This is a genomic window from Mesomycoplasma ovipneumoniae (assembly GCF_024758565.1).
Taxonomy (GTDB): Bacteria; Bacillota_I; Bacilli_A; order Mycoplasmatales; family Metamycoplasmataceae; genus Mesomycoplasma; species Mesomycoplasma ovipneumoniae_B.
This window is the reverse complement of sequence record NZ_CP079199.1, coordinates 677811-696302: the sequence shown is the minus strand read 5'-3', so window position 1 is coordinate 696302 and position 18492 is coordinate 677811. Positions and strand designations below refer to the sequence as shown.

Genomic DNA, 18492 nt, shown 5'->3' with positions numbered 1-18492 from the left:
TTATGTCTGTTAGTCATGAAAAACGGCAAACTTATTATCACCAGCTGATTTCAAAAATTATCGACTCAAATTTTTCTGAAAGAATGCCAATTGCTGTAAATTGAGTCCGTCTTTCAGGTGATAATTCTCATCTTTTTGTCTATTTAGAGTTTGAATATGATGAAGATAAGTTTCTAGCCGAAATTATTAAGGCTGAAAAATTTATAAGACTCAAATTTGGAAATCAACTTGAAGGCTTTAAAGTTCCAGAATTACACTTTAAACTCGATCCTGTTGCAAAACGCGTCGATGAAATGGACAAAATTTTTGCTAGAATTAAATCTGAAGACGAAAATAACGACAAAAACTAACTATTTTAAAAATTTTTAGGGAATATAAAATATTTAAACTTGCTTTTTTAGTTTAAAACACTGGCAAAAATCAATTCAAGGATAAAATAACAAAAATCATAAAAAAATACAACTACTATTTAAACTCAATGCAAATAGAAAACTCGTTTTTATTTGCAGCGAGCCTAAAAAAATATATGAAGTTTTGAAAGAACAATAACCAAAAGCCCTAAATTTATAGATTTCTAAACGGTTAAATTTAGGGCATTCCATTATATTTAAAGCCATAATGGAAAAATGGCAGTATCTGAGTTTATTGTGCCAAAAACATAATCAAGTCCTCCTTAATTCAATATCAAAAATTTATTCTTTTATTCTTAGCGTGAGTTTATTATAACCTAAAATTTTTTTAAACCAAGTATTTTTTTTTTTTTTTTACAAAAGGTTAATTTCAAAACTATAAAAATTAAAGTTTTAGTCTCAAAAAACATAGATTTACCGGAATTTTTACGTATTTATATTCACTAAAAAGTGAATTTTGGTCTTCAAACTGATAAACTCAGGACTAACTATTTTAAAAAGTTTTTCAAAGAAGATTCATTTATTTTTTGACATTTTATCAAAAATAAATGAATTTTTTTAAATTTAAAATAAAATTACTTTAAATATGAATCTAATAAATTTACACACAAGAAGCGAATATACATTTTTATCATCAACGATCAAATTAGACTCACTAATTGATTTTGCGCTCAAAAATAATCTAAAAACATTGGTGCTAACAGATTTTAACACAATGTTTGGGGTTCCAAAATTTTATAAATTATGTAAGGAAAATGGGATTAATCCTGTAATTGGCCTTGAAATTGAAATTGAAAAATTTCATTTTATTTTGCTTGCAAAAAACTATTCAGGTTATGTTTTTTTGTCGACAATCTCGACTAAAAAAACAAAAAATGAGGATATTTTTCTTGGGGACTTACAAAATCAAGATGACATAATTATTATTGACCACCCCAAAAAAGGTTTTTACTGTCAAAAAAAGGTCCAATTATCAACACTTTTAGGACAAAGTAATTTAAAAAACTACTATATTGTCGAAAATAATCCCAAAATTAGCAATGCAATTTATGTCCAAGAACGAAATGTGCTTTATGCATCAGAGAAAATTTATCTTGAGGCGCTATACAAAATCAAAGGCGAAATTTTTGATACTGGCCAAAAATTGTACGATTTTGATGACTGAGAAGTTGAGATTGAGACTGAAATTATCAAGAGAACAAACGCCCTAGTTGAAAATATTAAAATTGAATTTCCTAAATCTGGAATTAATTTGCCAAATTTAGATCAAAGTGACCAAAGTGATCCTGATATTATTTTAAAAAATGTTTTAATAGAAGGAATAAATAAAAAAAGATCCGAACTTGAAAATTACAACTGAACCTCAAGACTGCAGTATGAATATAAAATAATTTCTGAACTTAAATTCAGTAACTATTTTTTGATAATTTGAGATTTACTTAAATGAGCTAGAGAAAATAATATTCTAATTGGGCCAGGTCGAGGTTCGGCTTCTGGATCACTTATTGCTTATTTATTAGATATTACCGCCGTTAATCCTTTAAAATACAACCTAATTTTTGAAAGGTTTTTGAATCCTAAACGAATTTCAATGCCCGATATTGATATTGATATTCAAGATACCCGTCGAAATGAGGTAATTGATTATCTTTTTCAAAAATACGGTCCAGAACATTGTGCGACAATTATCACTTTTTCGACACTTGCAGCCAAAAGTATTTTTCGCGATATTTCAAAAGGATTTGGTATTCCCGAGGCTCAAATTAATAAAAACGCTAAATTAATTAGTGCAAATATGACACTGGCTCAACTTTATCAAAATACTAACTCCGAATTTTACAAACTAATTCAAAAAGGCGACAATTTTCAAGGTCAAGACAACAGCGGAATTTACAAAAAAATCTATGAAATCAGTATCTTTTTGGAAGGAATGCCCCGTCAGTCCTCAACTCATGCAGCAGGAATTGTACTTTCAAAAACACCAATATCTCAGCTAGTTCCGCTTCATTATTCAAAGGAAAATCTTAATCAGATTCAGTATTCTGCTGAATTTATTGAAGATTTTTCACTTTTGAAAATTGACCTTTTAGGTCTAAAAAATTTAACTATTGTGGCAAATATTCTTGCCAAAATTAATAAAAAAGGTCACAATTTGCAATTTAACGAGCTTCCAATCTATGATAAAAGTGCAAATAAGCTTTTATCTGAAGGAAAAACAAGCGGAATTTTCCAACTAGAATCGCCCGGAATGACAACAAGTATTAAAAAAATCGGCGTAAATTCAATTAATGATGTTGTTGCGGTAATTTCACTTTATCGACCTGGTCCAATCAAACAAATTCCGACCTATGCAAAAAACAAAGAAAGTGGAAAATGGCCTAGATTTTTCCTTGAATATGACAAAATTCTTGAGTCAACTTTTGGAGTTATTATTTACCAAGAGCAAATTATGGAAATTTGTCAAGTTGTTGCAGGTTTTGATTTGGCTCAGGCAGATATAATTCGCGTTGCTATTTCCAAAAAAGATGAATCAAAATTGGAACAAATTAAGAAACACTTCCTTGAAGGAGGGGCTAAATTAGGCCGTGATCCTAAATTAGTCGCTGAAATTTATGATAAAATTTTTGAATTTGCTGACTATGGTTTTAATAAAGCCCACGCGGTTGCCTATGCAAATTTAGCCTATAAAATGGCTTATTTAAAAGCTAAATTCCCGCTTTATTTTTTTGCCGAGCTTATTTCAAATGAAAATGGGGCTCATGCAAATATTAAAAAATATGCCCAAGAAGCACAAAATTTTGGAATTCAGATTTTGCAGCCAAATATTAACTTTTCATCCCACAAGGCGACTTATTCTGAACAAAATAATACGATTTACCTCCCACTTTTAATGATAAAAGGTCTTGGAACAATCGCAATTAAATCAATTATTGACGAACGCCAAAAAAATGGAAAATATAAGTCTTTCCTTGATTTTATAAGACGAATGAAAATAATTAATTTTTCAAAAGTTGCAATTGAAAAATTAATTTTTGCAAATTCACTAAAAGAATTTGCAAATCAAGAAACTTTAGCTCATAATTTAGATTTACTTTGAAATCATGCTACTTTAGTCTTAACTGACAAAGACGGAAATTTGGTAGCACTTGAAAATAATAGCGAAACTGAATCAAATTTGCTTGAAAAACTACCTTATAATGAAGATGAAAACTACAAAAATGAAATAAAATATCTCGGAATGTCTTTTATTGAAAAAAAACAGACACCAGTTGCTACAAATCAAACTCCACTTAAAGATTTGAGGCCTAATAATGAATATTTATTATATCTTGAGTTAAAAAAAGTAAAAGAATATGTTAAAAACGGCTATACACTTTATTATCTAACTCTAACAGATGGAGAAACGACAATCGGTGTCTATTCAAGAAATTCAGATTATTATTCCCTTGAATTAGGAAAAAGCTATAAATTTAAATTACTTCTAAAAAATGATGGAAAATATTCAATAAAAAAATAAATTGAAGAATAAAGTTGACAATTATGAATAAAAAAATTTTGCTAATTGATGGAAATTGACTTGCTTTTAAGTCATTTTTTGCTGGATACTACGGGAATCAGCTAATTAATTCTAAAGGTGATATGACTTTTGCAATTCATATTTTTTTTAATAGTGTTTTTAAATTAATTAAACTTGTTGAGCCAAGCAATATCTATTTTGCATTCGATTTTGGCTCAACAACTAGTCGCCACCAAAGCTATCCTGATTACAAAAAAGGTAGACAAAAACCGCCTGAATCTTTATTTCTCCAAATAGATATAATCAAAAAAATCCTTAGTTTATCAGGATTTTTTTGATCCCAAGACAGCGAATTTGAGGCTGATGATTTAATTGCATCTATGCAAAAAATAATCATAAATACCGATCCTGAAGCAGAAATTTTCATTTTTAGTTCAGATCAAGATTTACTACAATTAGTTGATAAAAAAACAACTATTATTAATAAAATTAAAAATAATTCTATTAATGCAATTAATTTGAAAAATTTTCAACAAACTTTTGGGATTAACCCCGACCAAATTGTTGATTTTAAAGTTTTAGCGGGTGATAGTTCTGATAATATTAAGATAATTGATGGTCTAGGAGCAAAAGGCGCAATAAAATTACTTGAAAAATATAAAAATGTAGATAACATTTTGGAAAATCTTGATAAAATAAGTACAAAATTATCAAAACAAATTGAGGAAAAAAGGGACAAAATATTGTTTTTTAAAGATTTTATTAGATTGAATTATGGTGCTAAATTTAATTTTGATATTTTTGAAAATTTAAATATCAAAATTTGTCCTGATTTACTAAACATTTTAAATGAACTTGAGTTAAAAAAAGTTAGTGATGCTCTAATTGAATTATCTAAAAAGGAAATTAATTAACAAAAATTTAATCTAAAATGAAAAAAGCAGTTTTATTGCCGCTTATTTTTGCAGGATCAGCTGCGGCTGTTGGTACTGGTACATATTTTATTTATAGTTCATCTACCGGGGAACAAAATGGAACGGGAATTATTATAAGTAAAAGTGAAACTTCACCTCAAAAAGACTTGTCATCTTCTACTGATGAGGCTCAAAAGCAAGATCAAAGTCAAGAACCTGAAAAAAATGTAGAAACAGACTCGTCTGATTCGGTTGAAGAGACTAAAAAGCAAGAACAAAGTCAAGAACAAAGTCAAGAACAAAGTCAAGAACCTGAAAAAAATGTAGAAACAGACTTGTCTGCTTCGGCTGAACAGACTAAAAAACAAGATCAACATCAACAAAAGGCTCAAGAACCTGAAAAAAATCTAGAAAAAGACTTGTCAAGCTCGATCGGCGAGACTCAAAAGCTGGATCAAAATCAAGAACAAAGTCGAGAACCTGAAAAAAATGTAAAAACAGACTTGTCTACTTCAGTTGATGAAGCTCAAAATCAAAGACTAAATCAAGAAAAAATCCAAGAACCTGAAAAAAATGTAGAAAAAGACTTGTCTGATTCGGTTGAAGAGACTAAAAAGCAAGGCCTAAATCAAGAAAAAACTCCAGAATCTGAAAAAAATCAAGAAAAAGAATTGTCCACCTCGATTGACGAGACACAAAAGCAAGATCAAAATCAAGAACAAAGTCAAGAACCTGAAAAAAATTTACAAAAAGATAATAACCAATCAATTCGCGTAGGTTTTTGAAACATTCTAAAATACACAAACAAAACAAATAGTAAAAAACAAGCAAATACCGCCAAAACTTATGCTCTTGCCACTGTTATAAATTCTTCTGGAAGTGATGTTGTTGGTCTTGCCGAAATTACTACAACTGGTGATGGCGCAGATATTGTAAAAGAACTTGAAAAATTAAATCCTTCTGCTGGTTGAAAACAAATAACTACTAACAAATATGGAAAGAAACATCAAGAAGAAAAATACACTTTTTTATATAAGTCTTCACTTCTTGAAACAATAAATTTTGAGGAAAAATCTAATCCTTACTTAATCCAAGACGGTATACAATTGCAAAAATGAGCTCGACCGGTTGCAGCTGTTAAATTTAAAACTAAAACTAATATTAAAAATGATTTTACTTTAGCAATTGGCCATTTTGATGCCCCAGGTCAATATAAAGGGACAAATAATAATCGTAAGGAAAATGCTGATCCTGAAGCTCCTGGTCAAGGTGATCAAGAAGCAAATGAAGCGCGTGATTTAGTTAATGTTTTAACTCAAATTGACGAAAAAGATGGCCCAAATAATGAGATAATCTTCATGGGTGACACAAATATTCTCACTAAAAACACCGAAAAATTATTTGAGTCAACATTAAAGTCATACCGTTTACTCCTTGAAAAAGATGAAAAAACAACTTTATCTTCAAAATTTGGCGAATATAAAAATTCTTATGACAAAATTTTTTATAAAGGTGATTTAAATACAAAAAATGCAAAAAAATACGACTTGTATTCAATTTTTGAGAAAAATACAGTCAATTTAGAAGAATATGACCAAATGCGCAAGCAAGATAATAGACCAACAAAAGATAAAACCGGTGATCCAAAAGATGTAGAAAGAATTAAGGGAATTTCAGATCATACAATGATTTATTTTGACCTTGAATTAAGCGAATCTGATACTGATTAAAATAGATCAATTTTTTCAAAATTAATCAAAAAAACCTATGAATTTCAGCGTTTTTCCTCAAAATATTAGTCCATTGATAAAAATCCAAGCTTAATTTATTGTGGTTTACATAATTGTACTTTTATTGTTTTTATCAAGTAAATTAGTAGAAAAATATAAAAATGTAGATAACATTTTGGAAAATCTTGATAAAATTAGTGCAAAATTATCAAAACAAATCGAGGAAAAAAGGGACAAAATATTGTTTTTTAAAGATTTTATTAGATTGAATGATGGCGCTAAATTTAATTTTGATATTTTTCAAAATTTAAATATCAGAATTTGTCCTGATTTACTGAACATTTTAAATGAACTTGAGTTAAAAAAAGTTAGTGATGCTCTAATTAAATTATCTAAAAAGGAAATTAATTAATAAAAATTTAATCTAAAAATGAAAAAAACTGTTTTATTGCCGCTTATTCTTGTAGGATCAGCCGCGGCTATTGGTACTGGTGCATATTTTATTTATACTTCATCTACTGGAGAACAAAATGGACCCGGAATTATTATAAATGGTGATCAAACATCACCTCAAAAATACTTATCTGCTTCGGTTGGTGAGACTCAAAAGGAAAATCAAAATCAAGAAAAAAATCAAGAGCCTGAAAAAAATCAGGAAAAAGATAATATCCAATCAATTCGCGTTGGTTTTTGAAATGTTTTAAATTACACAAATAAATCAAGAAATTCAAATAATGCTAAAACTTATGCTCTTGCTAAAGTTATAAATTCTTCTGGAAGTGATGTTGTTGGACTTGCCGAAATTACTACAACTGGTGATGGGACTGATATTGTAAAAGAACTTGAAAAATTAAATCCTTCTGCTGGTTGAAAACAAATAACTACTGACAAATATGGGAAAACAAACCAACAAGAAAAATACACTTTTTTATATAAGTCCTCACTTCTTGAGACAATAAATTTTGAGGGAAATTCTAACCCTTACCTAATTCAAAACGGCCAAAATTTGACATGAGCTCGACCAGTTGCGGCTGTTAAATTTCAAACCAAAACTAATATAAAAAACGATTTTACTTTAGCAATTGGTCATTTTGATCCGCCAGGGGCAAGTAGAAATCGTAATGAAAAGAATGATTCTGAAGCTTCTAATCAAGGTGAACAAGAAGCAAATGAAGCACGCGATTTAGTTAATGTTTTAACTCAAATTGACGAAAAAGATGGTCCAAATAATGAAATAATCTTTATGGGTGACACAAATATTCGCACTGAAAACACCGAAAAATTATTTAAGTCAACATTAGAGTCATACCGTTTACTCCTTAATAAAGATGAAAAAACAAGCTTATCTTCTGAGTTTGGCAAATATGCAAATTCCTATGACAAAATTTTTTATAAAGGCGATTTAAAAACAAAAAATGCACATAAATACGACATATTTTCAATTTTTGAGAAAAATATAGTTGATTTAGAAAAATATGACAAAATGCGAAAACAAGATAATAGATCAGCAAATTATAAAGCTGGCGATCCAAAAGATATAAAAAGAATTACAGGAATTTCAGATCATACAATGGTTTATTTTGACCTTGAATTAAGCGAATCTGACAAAAATTAAAATATTAGTTTTTCTCCAATTAATCAAAAAAACCTATGAATTTCAGTGTTTTTCCACAAAATATTAGTGCATTGATAAAAAATCCAACCTTGATTTACTGTGGTTTACATAATTGTACTTTTATAGCTTTTTATCAAGGTCAAAAAGTGCAAATTCGAATAGCAAAAAATAATTTTGTTGATTGACAAAATGAAGAAAATTTCATTCAAAATGATCCAAATTTTCTTTTTTACCAAAAGGGTAATTACATTAAAAAATGGATTGAAGGACAAATTTTAGATTCAGAAAACTTAGATTTTTATATTACAAAGTTATTCACTGAACTTTCAAAGTTTCACCAACAAAAAAATCAAAAAATTACTAAATTCGATTGACAAATTAACGAAATTAACGATGAAAAATACAAAAAACTAGTCCAAAAATATCAATTTGACCCTCAAGTAATTTGTCATAATGATTTACAATTTAAAAATATTATCGTTTCTAAAACCAATCTTTATTTTATTGATTTTGAATGAGTTAGATACAATAACCCTTATTTTGATTATGTTTCTTTGCATCTAAATTTAGGAATTTCCGCTGATAAAATTATTGAATTTTTTGGTCTAAGCGCTGAAAAATTCAGTGATTTTATATATTTATACAAGATTTTTACAAACTTTTGAAATAAAAAGTGGTATGCTTAACATTAATTTTGGCAGCCTCTTTTTATAGGTAAATTTGAATTGTTAAGCTGACTTTGATACTATTTTTTCTTATTTTTTAACTTATTTTTAAAATTTTTAATTAAAAAATAAGTTAAAAAGACTTATGTTTTTTGCTTTTTATGGTAAAATTTTAACGTAACTTGTCGGAGAAAAAATATAATGTCAAAAGATTATCAAGCTGAAAATATTGTTGTTTTAGAAGGCCTAGAAGCTGTTCGCAAAAGACCTGGAATGTATATTGGTGGAACTGGAATTAACGAATTACACCATTTAGTTTGAGAAGTCGTTGACAATGCTGTTGATGAAGCGCTTGCTGGTTTTGCATCTAAAATTATCATAACAATTATAGATGATAATACAATAAGTATTGAGGATAACGGGCGTGGAATTCCGGTTGGAATTCACCCAAAACACGGTGTTTCGGCTGCTGAAGTTGTTTTTACTGTTCTTCATTCAGGTGGAAAATTTGATGGAAAATCCTATAAAGTTTCAGGCGGACTACATGGAGTTGGTGCCTCTGTTGTTAATGCTTTAGCTAAAAATTTAAAAGTTTATATCAAACGCGAAGGCAAGTTGTGGTTTCAGGAATATGTAAATGGCGGCCAAAAACTTGCTGATTTAAGTCCAATTGCTGACTTGGAAAAAAATGAAACAGGAACAACTATTATTTTTCAGCCCGACTTTGAAATTTTGGAAAAAAACAATTTTCAACTTTTAACAATCGTAAATCGTATTAAAAACACAGCCTACTTAACTCAAGGAATTGAGTTTGTAATTAACGACAAAAGAAACGGATTTAATCAAAGTTTTTGCTATAATGGCGGAATTCGTGATTATGTTTCTGATCTTAGCAAGGATTTTGAAAAAGTTAGTGACAAAATCATTTACGCTGAAGGTGAATTTGAGCATAATGATGAAATTATTAAAATCGAAGTAGCTCTAAATTATATTAGTGAAGATCACGAACAAATTAAATCATACACAAATAATATTCACAATATCGAAGGTGGAACTCACGAACTGGGACTATCAGACTCGCTTTTAAGAATTTTAAATAATTATGCAATTAATAATAAATTTATTAAATCTGAAGCAGACAAATTTGATAAACAAGATATAAAAGACGGTCTAATTGCAATTATTTCTGTTAAACATACAAATCCTATTTTTGAGGGTCAAACAAAAGCAAAACTAAATAACAAAGAAGTTCGTCCACTTGTAAACAAAACTCTAAGCACTGTTCTTGAGCGGTTTTTAGCCGAAAATCCAGAAAATGCCGACAAAATTATTAAAAGAAATCTGCTAGCTCAAAAAGCAGCTCGGGCAGCTAAATCTGCTCGCGAAGCAGTAAAGCGTAAATCAGCCTTTGATGTAGGGACGCTGCCAGGAAAACTTGCTGACTGTTCAACAAAAGATCCCCAAATTGCCGAATTATATATAGTCGAGGGGAACTCAGCTGGCGGGAGTGCCAAAATGGGTCGTGATCGTAATTTTCAAGCAATTTTACCTTTACGAGGAAAAGTGATTAACTCACAACGATTTCAACTTGAAAAAGTTTTGCGCAATGAAGAAATTATTTCAATGATCACCGCTTTTGGTACTGGGGTTGGTCCTGAATTTAATATTAGTAAAATTAGATACCAAAAAATTATAATAATGACAGATGCTGATTCAGATGGTTCTCATATTCGCTCATTGCTTTTGACATTTTTGTTCCGTTATTTTAAAAAGTTAATTGAATATGGCTTTGTATATATTGCAATTCCACCTTTATATAAAATTTCTTACAACAAAAAGATTGAATATGCTTATAATGATACCGAAAAAGAAGTTATTTTAAGTAAAATTGGTGGCGAAAATCCTAAATTTAATATACAAAGATACAAAGGGCTTGGAGAAATGAATCCTGAACAACTTTGAGAAACAACAATGGATCCAAAAACCCGTCGAATGACACAAGTTCAAATTCATAATATCCAAGAAGTAGCCCAAATTTTTGACTCACTAATGGGTACAGACGTAACTTTGCGGAAAATTTTTATCGAAGAAAATGCCCAATATGCAAAAATTGACGTTTAATTTTTGCATATTATCTAAAAAAGATAAAATTTTAACTTAAAAAGCAAAATTATAAAATATTTAAACTACCTTTTTTAGTTAAAACGCTAACAAAAATCATAAAAAATACAACTACTATTTAAACTCAACGTAAAAAGAAAACTCATTTTTATTTAGATTGAGCCTAAAAAAATATATGAAGTTTTGAAAGAACAATAATTAAAAGCCCTAAATTTGAAGATTTCTAAACGGTTAAATTTAAGGCATTCCATTATATTTTAAAGCCATAATGGAAAAAATGGCATTATCTGAGTTTATTGTGCCAAAAACATAACTTATTCCTCCTTAATTCAATGTCAAAATTTATTAATTTATTCTTAAGTGATGATTATTATAACATAATTTTTTCTTAGACCAAACATTTTTTTTTTTTTTTTTTTTGCAAATCTTAATTTTAAAATAATAAAAATTAAGATTTTAGGTCGAAAAACACGGATTTAGCGGTATTTTTGCATATTTATATTCCTAAAAGGTGAATTTTAGCCATCAAACTGGGAAACTTAGGAAAAATAAGATAAAAGCTAGAACGTAATTTTTTCTAGTTTTTATCTTTTTTTATTTTTTTTGGTAAAAATTAGTATAATTACTATATACTATTATAAAAATAAAGTTAGTTTTTAATTTAAACTATTTGTTTTTTTATTTTTAGCATAACATAGGAGGTTTCTATGAACAAATTATCAAAATCCAAGACCCTTTTGCTGGTGGGGACTTCGGGACTTATTGGAATTGGTGTTATCGGGCTGACAATCGGTCTTACAGTAAATATAAAATATAATGCCGAAAATCCAAGAACTCAAGTAAATCAGTTTGCATCTCGTGTTTCAAATTTGGCCTTTAATTTAGGTGCTTTTCACTCTGACTCAGATTATAATGCTGTAAAAACAACACTTTTAGATGGAAGCAATAAAATTAAAAATGCCGAAAATGCTCTTGAATCTTTTTCTTTTTTCGAGAAAAAGGATGGTAATTTAAAAAAATTAGACTTTTCTGACTCAGAATTTTCTGATGCAAAAATTAGTTACCAAATTCTAGAAATTCTCCCAGATGATGCTAACCAAAATTTTAAAGTCAAATTTCAAGCTAGTCAAAAATTACAAAACGGCGATGTTGCAAAATCTGACATTTATGAACAAGTTGTTTCTTTTGTCAAAGAATCAACTATTTTAATTGCCGAATTTAATTTTTCCTTGCAACAAATTACCAACAGACTTAGTCAGCAAGTTCAAAATTTAGTTTCTGCTAGAGTCACAAATTTCAACGACCAGAATTTAACTACTTCAATCCCAACAGATCCTAGCACAATTAGACCAGTTGATTTTCAACATGACCTAAATAAATCAAAAGACTCAAAAGAATTTGGCGAAAAAATTAGCTCATATTTTCCTTCCCTTAATAATTTATTAATTCAACTCAAAAGCTCACAAGAAAACAAACTTCCAAATTCAATTAATACAATTTTTGATTTTGATTTTGCCCGTGATAGGTCAAATGGCCAATTTGTTAGTCTTCAAAATCAGGTTCCTTCATTCTTTTTACAAGCAACTCTTACTTCAACTGCTAGACAAATGCTTGACTCAAGTTCAAGTTTTGCCCCTGTTGTAAGTGCAGTTAAATTAGAAAAAAGCAATAATGGTTCTTATTTTTTAGATTACTCAGATTTTTTTGATAATTTAAATTTGAAAAATTTAACAAAAACTGACTTAAAATCAAGCATGGGCGACAAACTTGCCGTTGAATTTTTAGCCCAAATTAAATCTGGATTTTTTAGCGATCCAACTCAGCGCTCAGAAGATGCAAAGTCAAAAATTTTAGAACTTTTAGCCGACAAAAAACTTGCTTTTGATTTTGGAAAGTTTGGTCAAAAATTTAAAAACCACAACACAAGCCAAAGTCTTAAAGTTTCTTTTGATCCTTTAGAAGCAAAAATTGATGCAACTGATAAGACTAAAGTTTTAATTCCTTATTCAATTTCAATCAATAATCAATTTTTCATGCCAAGCAATACTCCTCTCGAACTTAGTCAAAAAACTGGAACTCTAGAAATTAGCGGACTTAAACAATTAGAAAGCTTAGGCCAATCAAATAGCAACATTTTTAAAATGCGCTTTTTAGAAGGACTTGGAAAAGATAACAAACAAAAACAAGCAGTTTTTGATCAATATGGTGTTGGCATTAGATCATCTTCACGCAAGGTTGCAAAAGAAGAAATTGAAGCTCTTTTTGGAACCAATCCAAAAACCAATGAAATTCGCAACATTTTAGAAAGTAATTACAATTTAGACTTTGGACCTTATATTTCTTTATTAGACTCTTGAGTTGGAAAAATTAAACACCCAAGTTTATCAGAAATTCAAAGACTAACTAAAGACGAGACTCAATCAACTAGAAACGCAGGAGTCTCAAGTATTGAAACTCGTAATTTTTTCCGTGACGGCCACCAAGTTGCTAGTTATTTCCAAGATTTACTGACAAAAAATAGAAAAGTCCTCCTTGAAACAGTTTTTGAACTAACCAAAAGATGAGGGCTTATTGCTGAAGCAAGTCAAATACCTCAAAGTCTTTTAGATTCTAAAGACAATATTTTTGAAGAAGCAAATAAAATTAGTTTAACTTCAACAGGCGATATCAAAAAACTTTCATTCAATAGTTTATGAAGAGATACCGAAGGTATTGGTTTTTATGGAACTTTGGTTCTGCCAACAAAAATTAAAGAAGAACTTGGAAGTAAAAAAGGTGACTCATCAATTTTTGACTATCTAAAAACTCAAAAAGTAATGACTAAAGAATCAAGTGAGCCTGCAACTTCTACAACTAATACAACAGAAGATTATGCAAAATTTGAAAAATTTGGCGATGTTTTATACGCTTTTTTCCTAAAAGCAGGTCAGTTTGATAACTTTAAGGCTTGAGCAAAACTTGACGACAATTTAAAATATACACTTGAATTTACCAAAGAAGCTGAACAAGATAAAGATGCAGTTTCTAAACAAATTGAAGAATTAGGTAAAGCGATGGGGACTGAAGGTACAAAAGCTGAGGGTGCTCAAGACCAAGGCAAAAAAGTAGAAGGTGCCCAAAATCAAGGTAAAAAAGTCGAAGGAGTACAGAATCAAAGTAAAAAAGAGCAAGTTTTACCTATTAAATTTAGCTTCAAACTCGAATCCAACGACGGAAGTATATTAAATGTTAAAACTCCAGAAATAAAAGTATTTATAGAACTCGAAGATGCAGAAATTTATAAAAGTAGAAAAGAAATTAACGAACTAGATAAAGCCGTTGTTCAACTTCAAAGCCAATTTAGAGAAACCAGTCTTGACTCAACTAGTTATTCAAATTTAACTTTCCCAAAGAAAGCGGAAGGGGCTCAAAATCAAGGTAAGAAAGCTGAAGGTGCTCAAAATCAAGGAGCTGACACAAACAGCCTTAAAAGTTATCTTCCTGAATTAGGAAAAAAAGTTGATGAATACCTCTCAACCCATTTTAAAGATAAAAATTATAAAACCCTAGTTGAATCAATTACTGACTCATTTGACAAGACTACTAAAAGTCTATTTTTTGTTTTAGTAAAAGATAATTCTAGTTCAACCACAGGTTCAGGTGCATCTGGAACTACAACAACCACTCAACCAAGATCAACTCTAAGAGTTAGAATTACTATTAATAAAAAAGCTGAAGCCGCCACCTCATCAACAACATCAACTTCATCAACAGGAACAGAATCTGCCAGTAGCAGCAGCTAAATAATTTTCAAAATAGGAGAACAAAATGAAACTATTAAAGAAGCCTTTTTGATTAGTATCAACAATTTTAGGATCAGCAATTGCACTAAGCGCTGTTATTGGGATCCCATTAGGTCTAAAAGCGTATAATAATTCTTATTATTCATTTTTAAATGAAAGTCCAACCGAACACACACTTGCAAGTACAGGTAGTGTTTCAAACGAACAATTTAATACAATTGTGTCAAATTTAAAACTTAACCCAAATATTGCTAATATTTCCGCAAAAACTGCGCTTGCAGCAGCCAAAAGTAGACTTTACCAATTTGATTTAAGTTCAAGTTTTGATTTTGGCGATCTAAAATCAAAAAACTATCAAATTAGTTTTAATTTTGAAAATGCGGTTGCTGAAGGTAATTCAATTAAAAATGTTGTAGTTTTTGCCCGTTCAGAAAAAGACCAAATAACTTACTCAAGACAAATTGAACTTAAAGGTTTTGCAGCTAGCGATCAAGCTAGTGGTGATCTTGATAAATTTCAAGTTGATGAATCTAAATCTTTTATTGATGTATCAAGAAGCAATCTTTTACAAGCAGAATTTCAAAATAAACTAGCAACAAATTTCCAAAACTCAACAAGTATTTCCAATAATTTTTCAAAACTTGAAAGCACACTAGCTTCTTCTGGGGGTAGTCTTAGTCTTTATAATTCTTTAGATGAGCCAATTTTCTTGGATAGCAATTATAGTTTGGAAGTTGTTGTTGATTCTAAAAGTCAATTATCTTTTACACAAAAAGATAAAAAATTATTTTTAGAACTTAATTTAGTTAATAAAAAAGATAACAAAACTAAAAAATTAAGTCTTGAAATCCGTGGTTTAATTGATCCTGAAGAGTTCAAATCAACCCTTATGACTTGACTTGAAGATCATTTTAGTTCAAACATTAAAATGAAACAAGACCTTCAAGAAGCACTAATAAAAGACAAAACCACATTAGTTGATTTTTTATACAATCAAAAATCAGGAACAAATACTACAGCTATTATTACAAAACCAGTTAGTGAACTTTTTGAAATTGACTTAAGTCACTTAAATCCAAGAACAAAATTTGGAACTTTTGAACTTAGCAAAATAGATGCAAAACTTTTTGATGCAACCAAAATTAGCCAAGCAGATCAACAAAAACTTCTTAAAGATAAAAAAGTTCGTTTTGAATTTGATATTGACTTTAGTCGCCAAGGCGACACATTTGAGCAAAAAACAACTGTTTATCTTGATGTAGTTGTTGATTTAAATAAATACGAGCAAGCCTTAGGGCAACTTCTTGGATCAGTCAATTCAGTTCAACAATTTAGCCTTAAAAATCAAACCGGACCAAGAACACTTTCAACTAATGAAATTACACAAATAGTTGACAAACTTTTTGAGCTAGCAAAAACTACTACCAATTTAGAAGATCCTAGCGATGAAGTTGTTACAAATGTATTTTTACTTGACAATGGTAGATACCCAACAACAGCTGAAATTGCAAAATCAAAAGAAGAACTTAAAAAAGTAATACAAGAAGCTAAATCAAAAGCTAATTCAACTAGGTCACAATCTGTAAATGTTTCTAATTTTGCCGATGAAGAAGGAACAGGTGCAACTGGTGATTCAGGTACTGGTGATTCAGCCACAACTCCTGAGTCAACCCCAACCCCTGAATCAACCCCTAATTCATCAAAAATTGGAACCAATGTTTGGACAACAATAAACACAGCTTCAATTTACGGTCTTAATGATGCAAAAGTTGAATACCAAATTAAAGCTCAAGAAGATCACCAATTAGTTTTTAACTTTAAATTAGTTTCAAATGATGACGAATCAAGAGTTCTTGCTTCGTCCAAAATTATTGTTAATAATGTTATTAATTCTGATAAATCAGTGTATGATATTATTAAAAAATATAATCCTTCCTTATTTTTAGACCCAGTTAGTTTAGAAATTAATGAAAAAGATGGCAAAGTTGATTTATTTGACCCTGAAAACAGAAGATTAGCTTTCCAATCTGAAAAAGCAAGAAGAACTGCTTCCGGGCTTGAGCTTACAAAACCTTTAAAATGACAAAATACTCAAGCTGAAGCGACTAAAACAGAGGAAGTTAAAACTGAGGCTACAAAAACAGAAGCAACTAAGCCAGAGGCGACTAAGCCAGTAGCAACCAAACCAGTGGCTTCAAAACCTGAAGCATCAAAAACAGAAGCAGCCAAACCTGTTGCTGTAAAAACAGAGGCTACAAAAACTGAGGTGACTTTACCAAAAGTGACTCCAAAACCATTTTCACGCGTTGATTCGGGGGCAGTTTATTTAGCTTTTAGTGCCAAAGGTATTTCTGATGGAAAACAACACTATCTTTTGTCAGACAAAGATGGAAAAGGAATTTTTATCCAAAAACTTGAGTCAACAAAAGAGGGTGATAAACCAGTTTATGTCATCGGAATGGATTATAAACAGCTTGCAAATTATGTTTATTTCAAACAGCTTGCTGGCAGCACCAAAACACGCAAAATTAGCGGGTTTACTGAATTCTTTGGTGCTTATCCTGAATTATTAAGAACCTTTGACAAACAACAAGTTCTAGTTACATCAGGAATTTCTAGGGCAAATACAGCCCCAGGAACTAACCGTTCTACAAATCCGCAACTAAAACCTTCTTCATACTTGGCCGATTCATGAGACGGATTTGGTTTATTCCCTACTAATCCCCCAAAAATATTGTTTGAAAAAACCGAGATTTTTATTGGCGAAACACCCAAACCAACAGTTCCGACAATAAATGACACTGCAAATAACGTCTATTATACCCAATCTTTTTACTCACCAAAAGGTGCTGATATTCAAAAAAATAAAAATTTAATTGAAGAAGATGCAAATCTCTTATTAGAAATAATAAAAACCCCTTTTTCAATAACATTAAGTTTATATTCTTCAAACAGTCAAGATCCTAAAAATTACAAAGAAGTTGGCGATGTTATTTATAATATTGACCCTTCAAAAACCTGAAATCCTTTCCCAAACTTCTTTAATTTAGATTGAGATCAAATAGGACCAGCTGAACCAAAAGAACCAGCGCCAACAACTCCAAAAGAACCAGCGCCAACAACTCCAAAAGAACCAGCGCCAACAACTCCAAAAGAACCAGCGCCAACAACTCCAAAAGAACCAGCGCCAACAACTCCAAAAGAACCAGCGCCTACAACTCCAAAAGAACCAGCTCCTACAACACCAAAAGAACCAGCTCCTACAACACCAAAAGAACCAGCTCCAACAGCACCTGCTGCGGCTCCAGTAGCGGCTGAAGGCCAACCTCAAACTACAGAGTCTGGTAAATCCCAATCTACAATTACTTTAAAAGCATTTGCTGTTTTTGATCATCCTGATTTTACAAGTGGTAAAACCTCTCATGCTCGTCAAGAAATAGTTGATGCATTTATTGACGCCTACATTAAAAAATAGTTTTTATTAAAGTTCATCAAAAAAACCTATGGATTCATAGGTTTTTTTGATTTCTAAGAAAGAAAAAGTCAAAAATTCTAAAAATTAAATTTAAATTCTTTATTTCTAAATTTATTCTTTAGAAAAAATTTTTAAAAATGTTTGCAAATTTGACCAAAAATTACTACAATTTTTCCTAAGTTTGCTAGTTTGATGGCAAAAATTCACTTTTTAGTGAATACAAATATGCAAAAATGCCGGCAAATCCGGGTTTTTTACCTAAA

General features: G+C 30.1%; 10 protein-coding genes. All 10 read left to right on the top strand.

What is annotated here, in order from left to right; all coding sequences use genetic code 4:
• Nucleotides 1-2 precede the first annotated feature (2 nt).
• The 10 genes from KW512_RS02590 to KW512_RS02545 all read left to right on the top strand — a co-directional run bounded on the left by KW512_RS02590 (nucleotide 3) and on the right by KW512_RS02545 (nucleotide 18229).
• Nucleotides 3-350, top strand: a complete 348-nt coding sequence (locus KW512_RS02590; RefSeq protein WP_010321491.1) for a ribosome-binding factor A — start codon at nucleotides 3-5, stop codon at nucleotides 348-350.
• A gap of 646 nt (nucleotides 351-996) precedes the next feature.
• A complete protein-coding gene (gene dnaE / locus KW512_RS02585; protein ID WP_258841267.1) occupies nucleotides 997-3927 on the top strand; it encodes a DNA polymerase III subunit alpha in 2931 nt (976 codons plus the stop codon).
• A 23-nt stretch (nucleotides 3928-3950) separates the two neighbouring features.
• Complete coding sequence (locus KW512_RS02580; protein WP_258841266.1) at nucleotides 3951-4841, top strand: 5'-3' exonuclease; 891 nt, start codon at nucleotides 3951-3953, stop codon at nucleotides 4839-4841.
• A gap of 17 nt (nucleotides 4842-4858) precedes the next feature.
• Complete coding sequence (locus KW512_RS02575) at nucleotides 4859-6571, top strand: endonuclease/exonuclease/phosphatase family protein (RefSeq protein ID WP_258841265.1); 1713 nt, start codon at nucleotides 4859-4861, stop codon at nucleotides 6569-6571.
• Nucleotides 6572-6671: 100 nt separating this feature from the next.
• Nucleotides 6672-6983, top strand: coding sequence for a hypothetical protein (locus KW512_RS02570; RefSeq protein ID WP_258841264.1), 312 nt, complete (start codon nucleotides 6672-6674; stop codon nucleotides 6981-6983).
• 18 nt (nucleotides 6984-7001) lie between these two features.
• Nucleotides 7002-8186, top strand: a complete 1185-nt coding sequence (locus KW512_RS02565; RefSeq protein ID WP_258841263.1) for an endonuclease/exonuclease/phosphatase family protein — start codon at nucleotides 7002-7004, stop codon at nucleotides 8184-8186.
• 35 nt (nucleotides 8187-8221) lie between these two features.
• The gene (locus KW512_RS02560; protein ID WP_258841262.1) at nucleotides 8222-8872 is read left to right on the top strand and encodes a phosphotransferase; all 651 of its coding nucleotides are present in this window, start codon (nucleotides 8222-8224) and stop codon (nucleotides 8870-8872) included.
• A gap of 180 nt (nucleotides 8873-9052) precedes the next feature.
• Entirely contained in the window at nucleotides 9053-10972 is a 1920-nt protein-coding gene (locus KW512_RS02555; RefSeq protein ID WP_258841261.1) for a DNA gyrase subunit B, read from the top strand.
• 707 nt (nucleotides 10973-11679) lie between these two features.
• A complete protein-coding gene (locus tag KW512_RS02550) occupies nucleotides 11680-14754 on the top strand; it encodes a P97 family adhesin (RefSeq protein ID WP_258841260.1) in 3075 nt (1024 codons plus the stop codon).
• 25 nt (nucleotides 14755-14779) lie between these two features.
• Complete coding sequence (locus KW512_RS02545) at nucleotides 14780-18229, top strand: P110/LppT family adhesin N-terminal domain (protein ID WP_258841259.1); 3450 nt, start codon at nucleotides 14780-14782, stop codon at nucleotides 18227-18229.
• The last annotated feature ends 263 nt before the right edge of the window (nucleotides 18230-18492 follow it).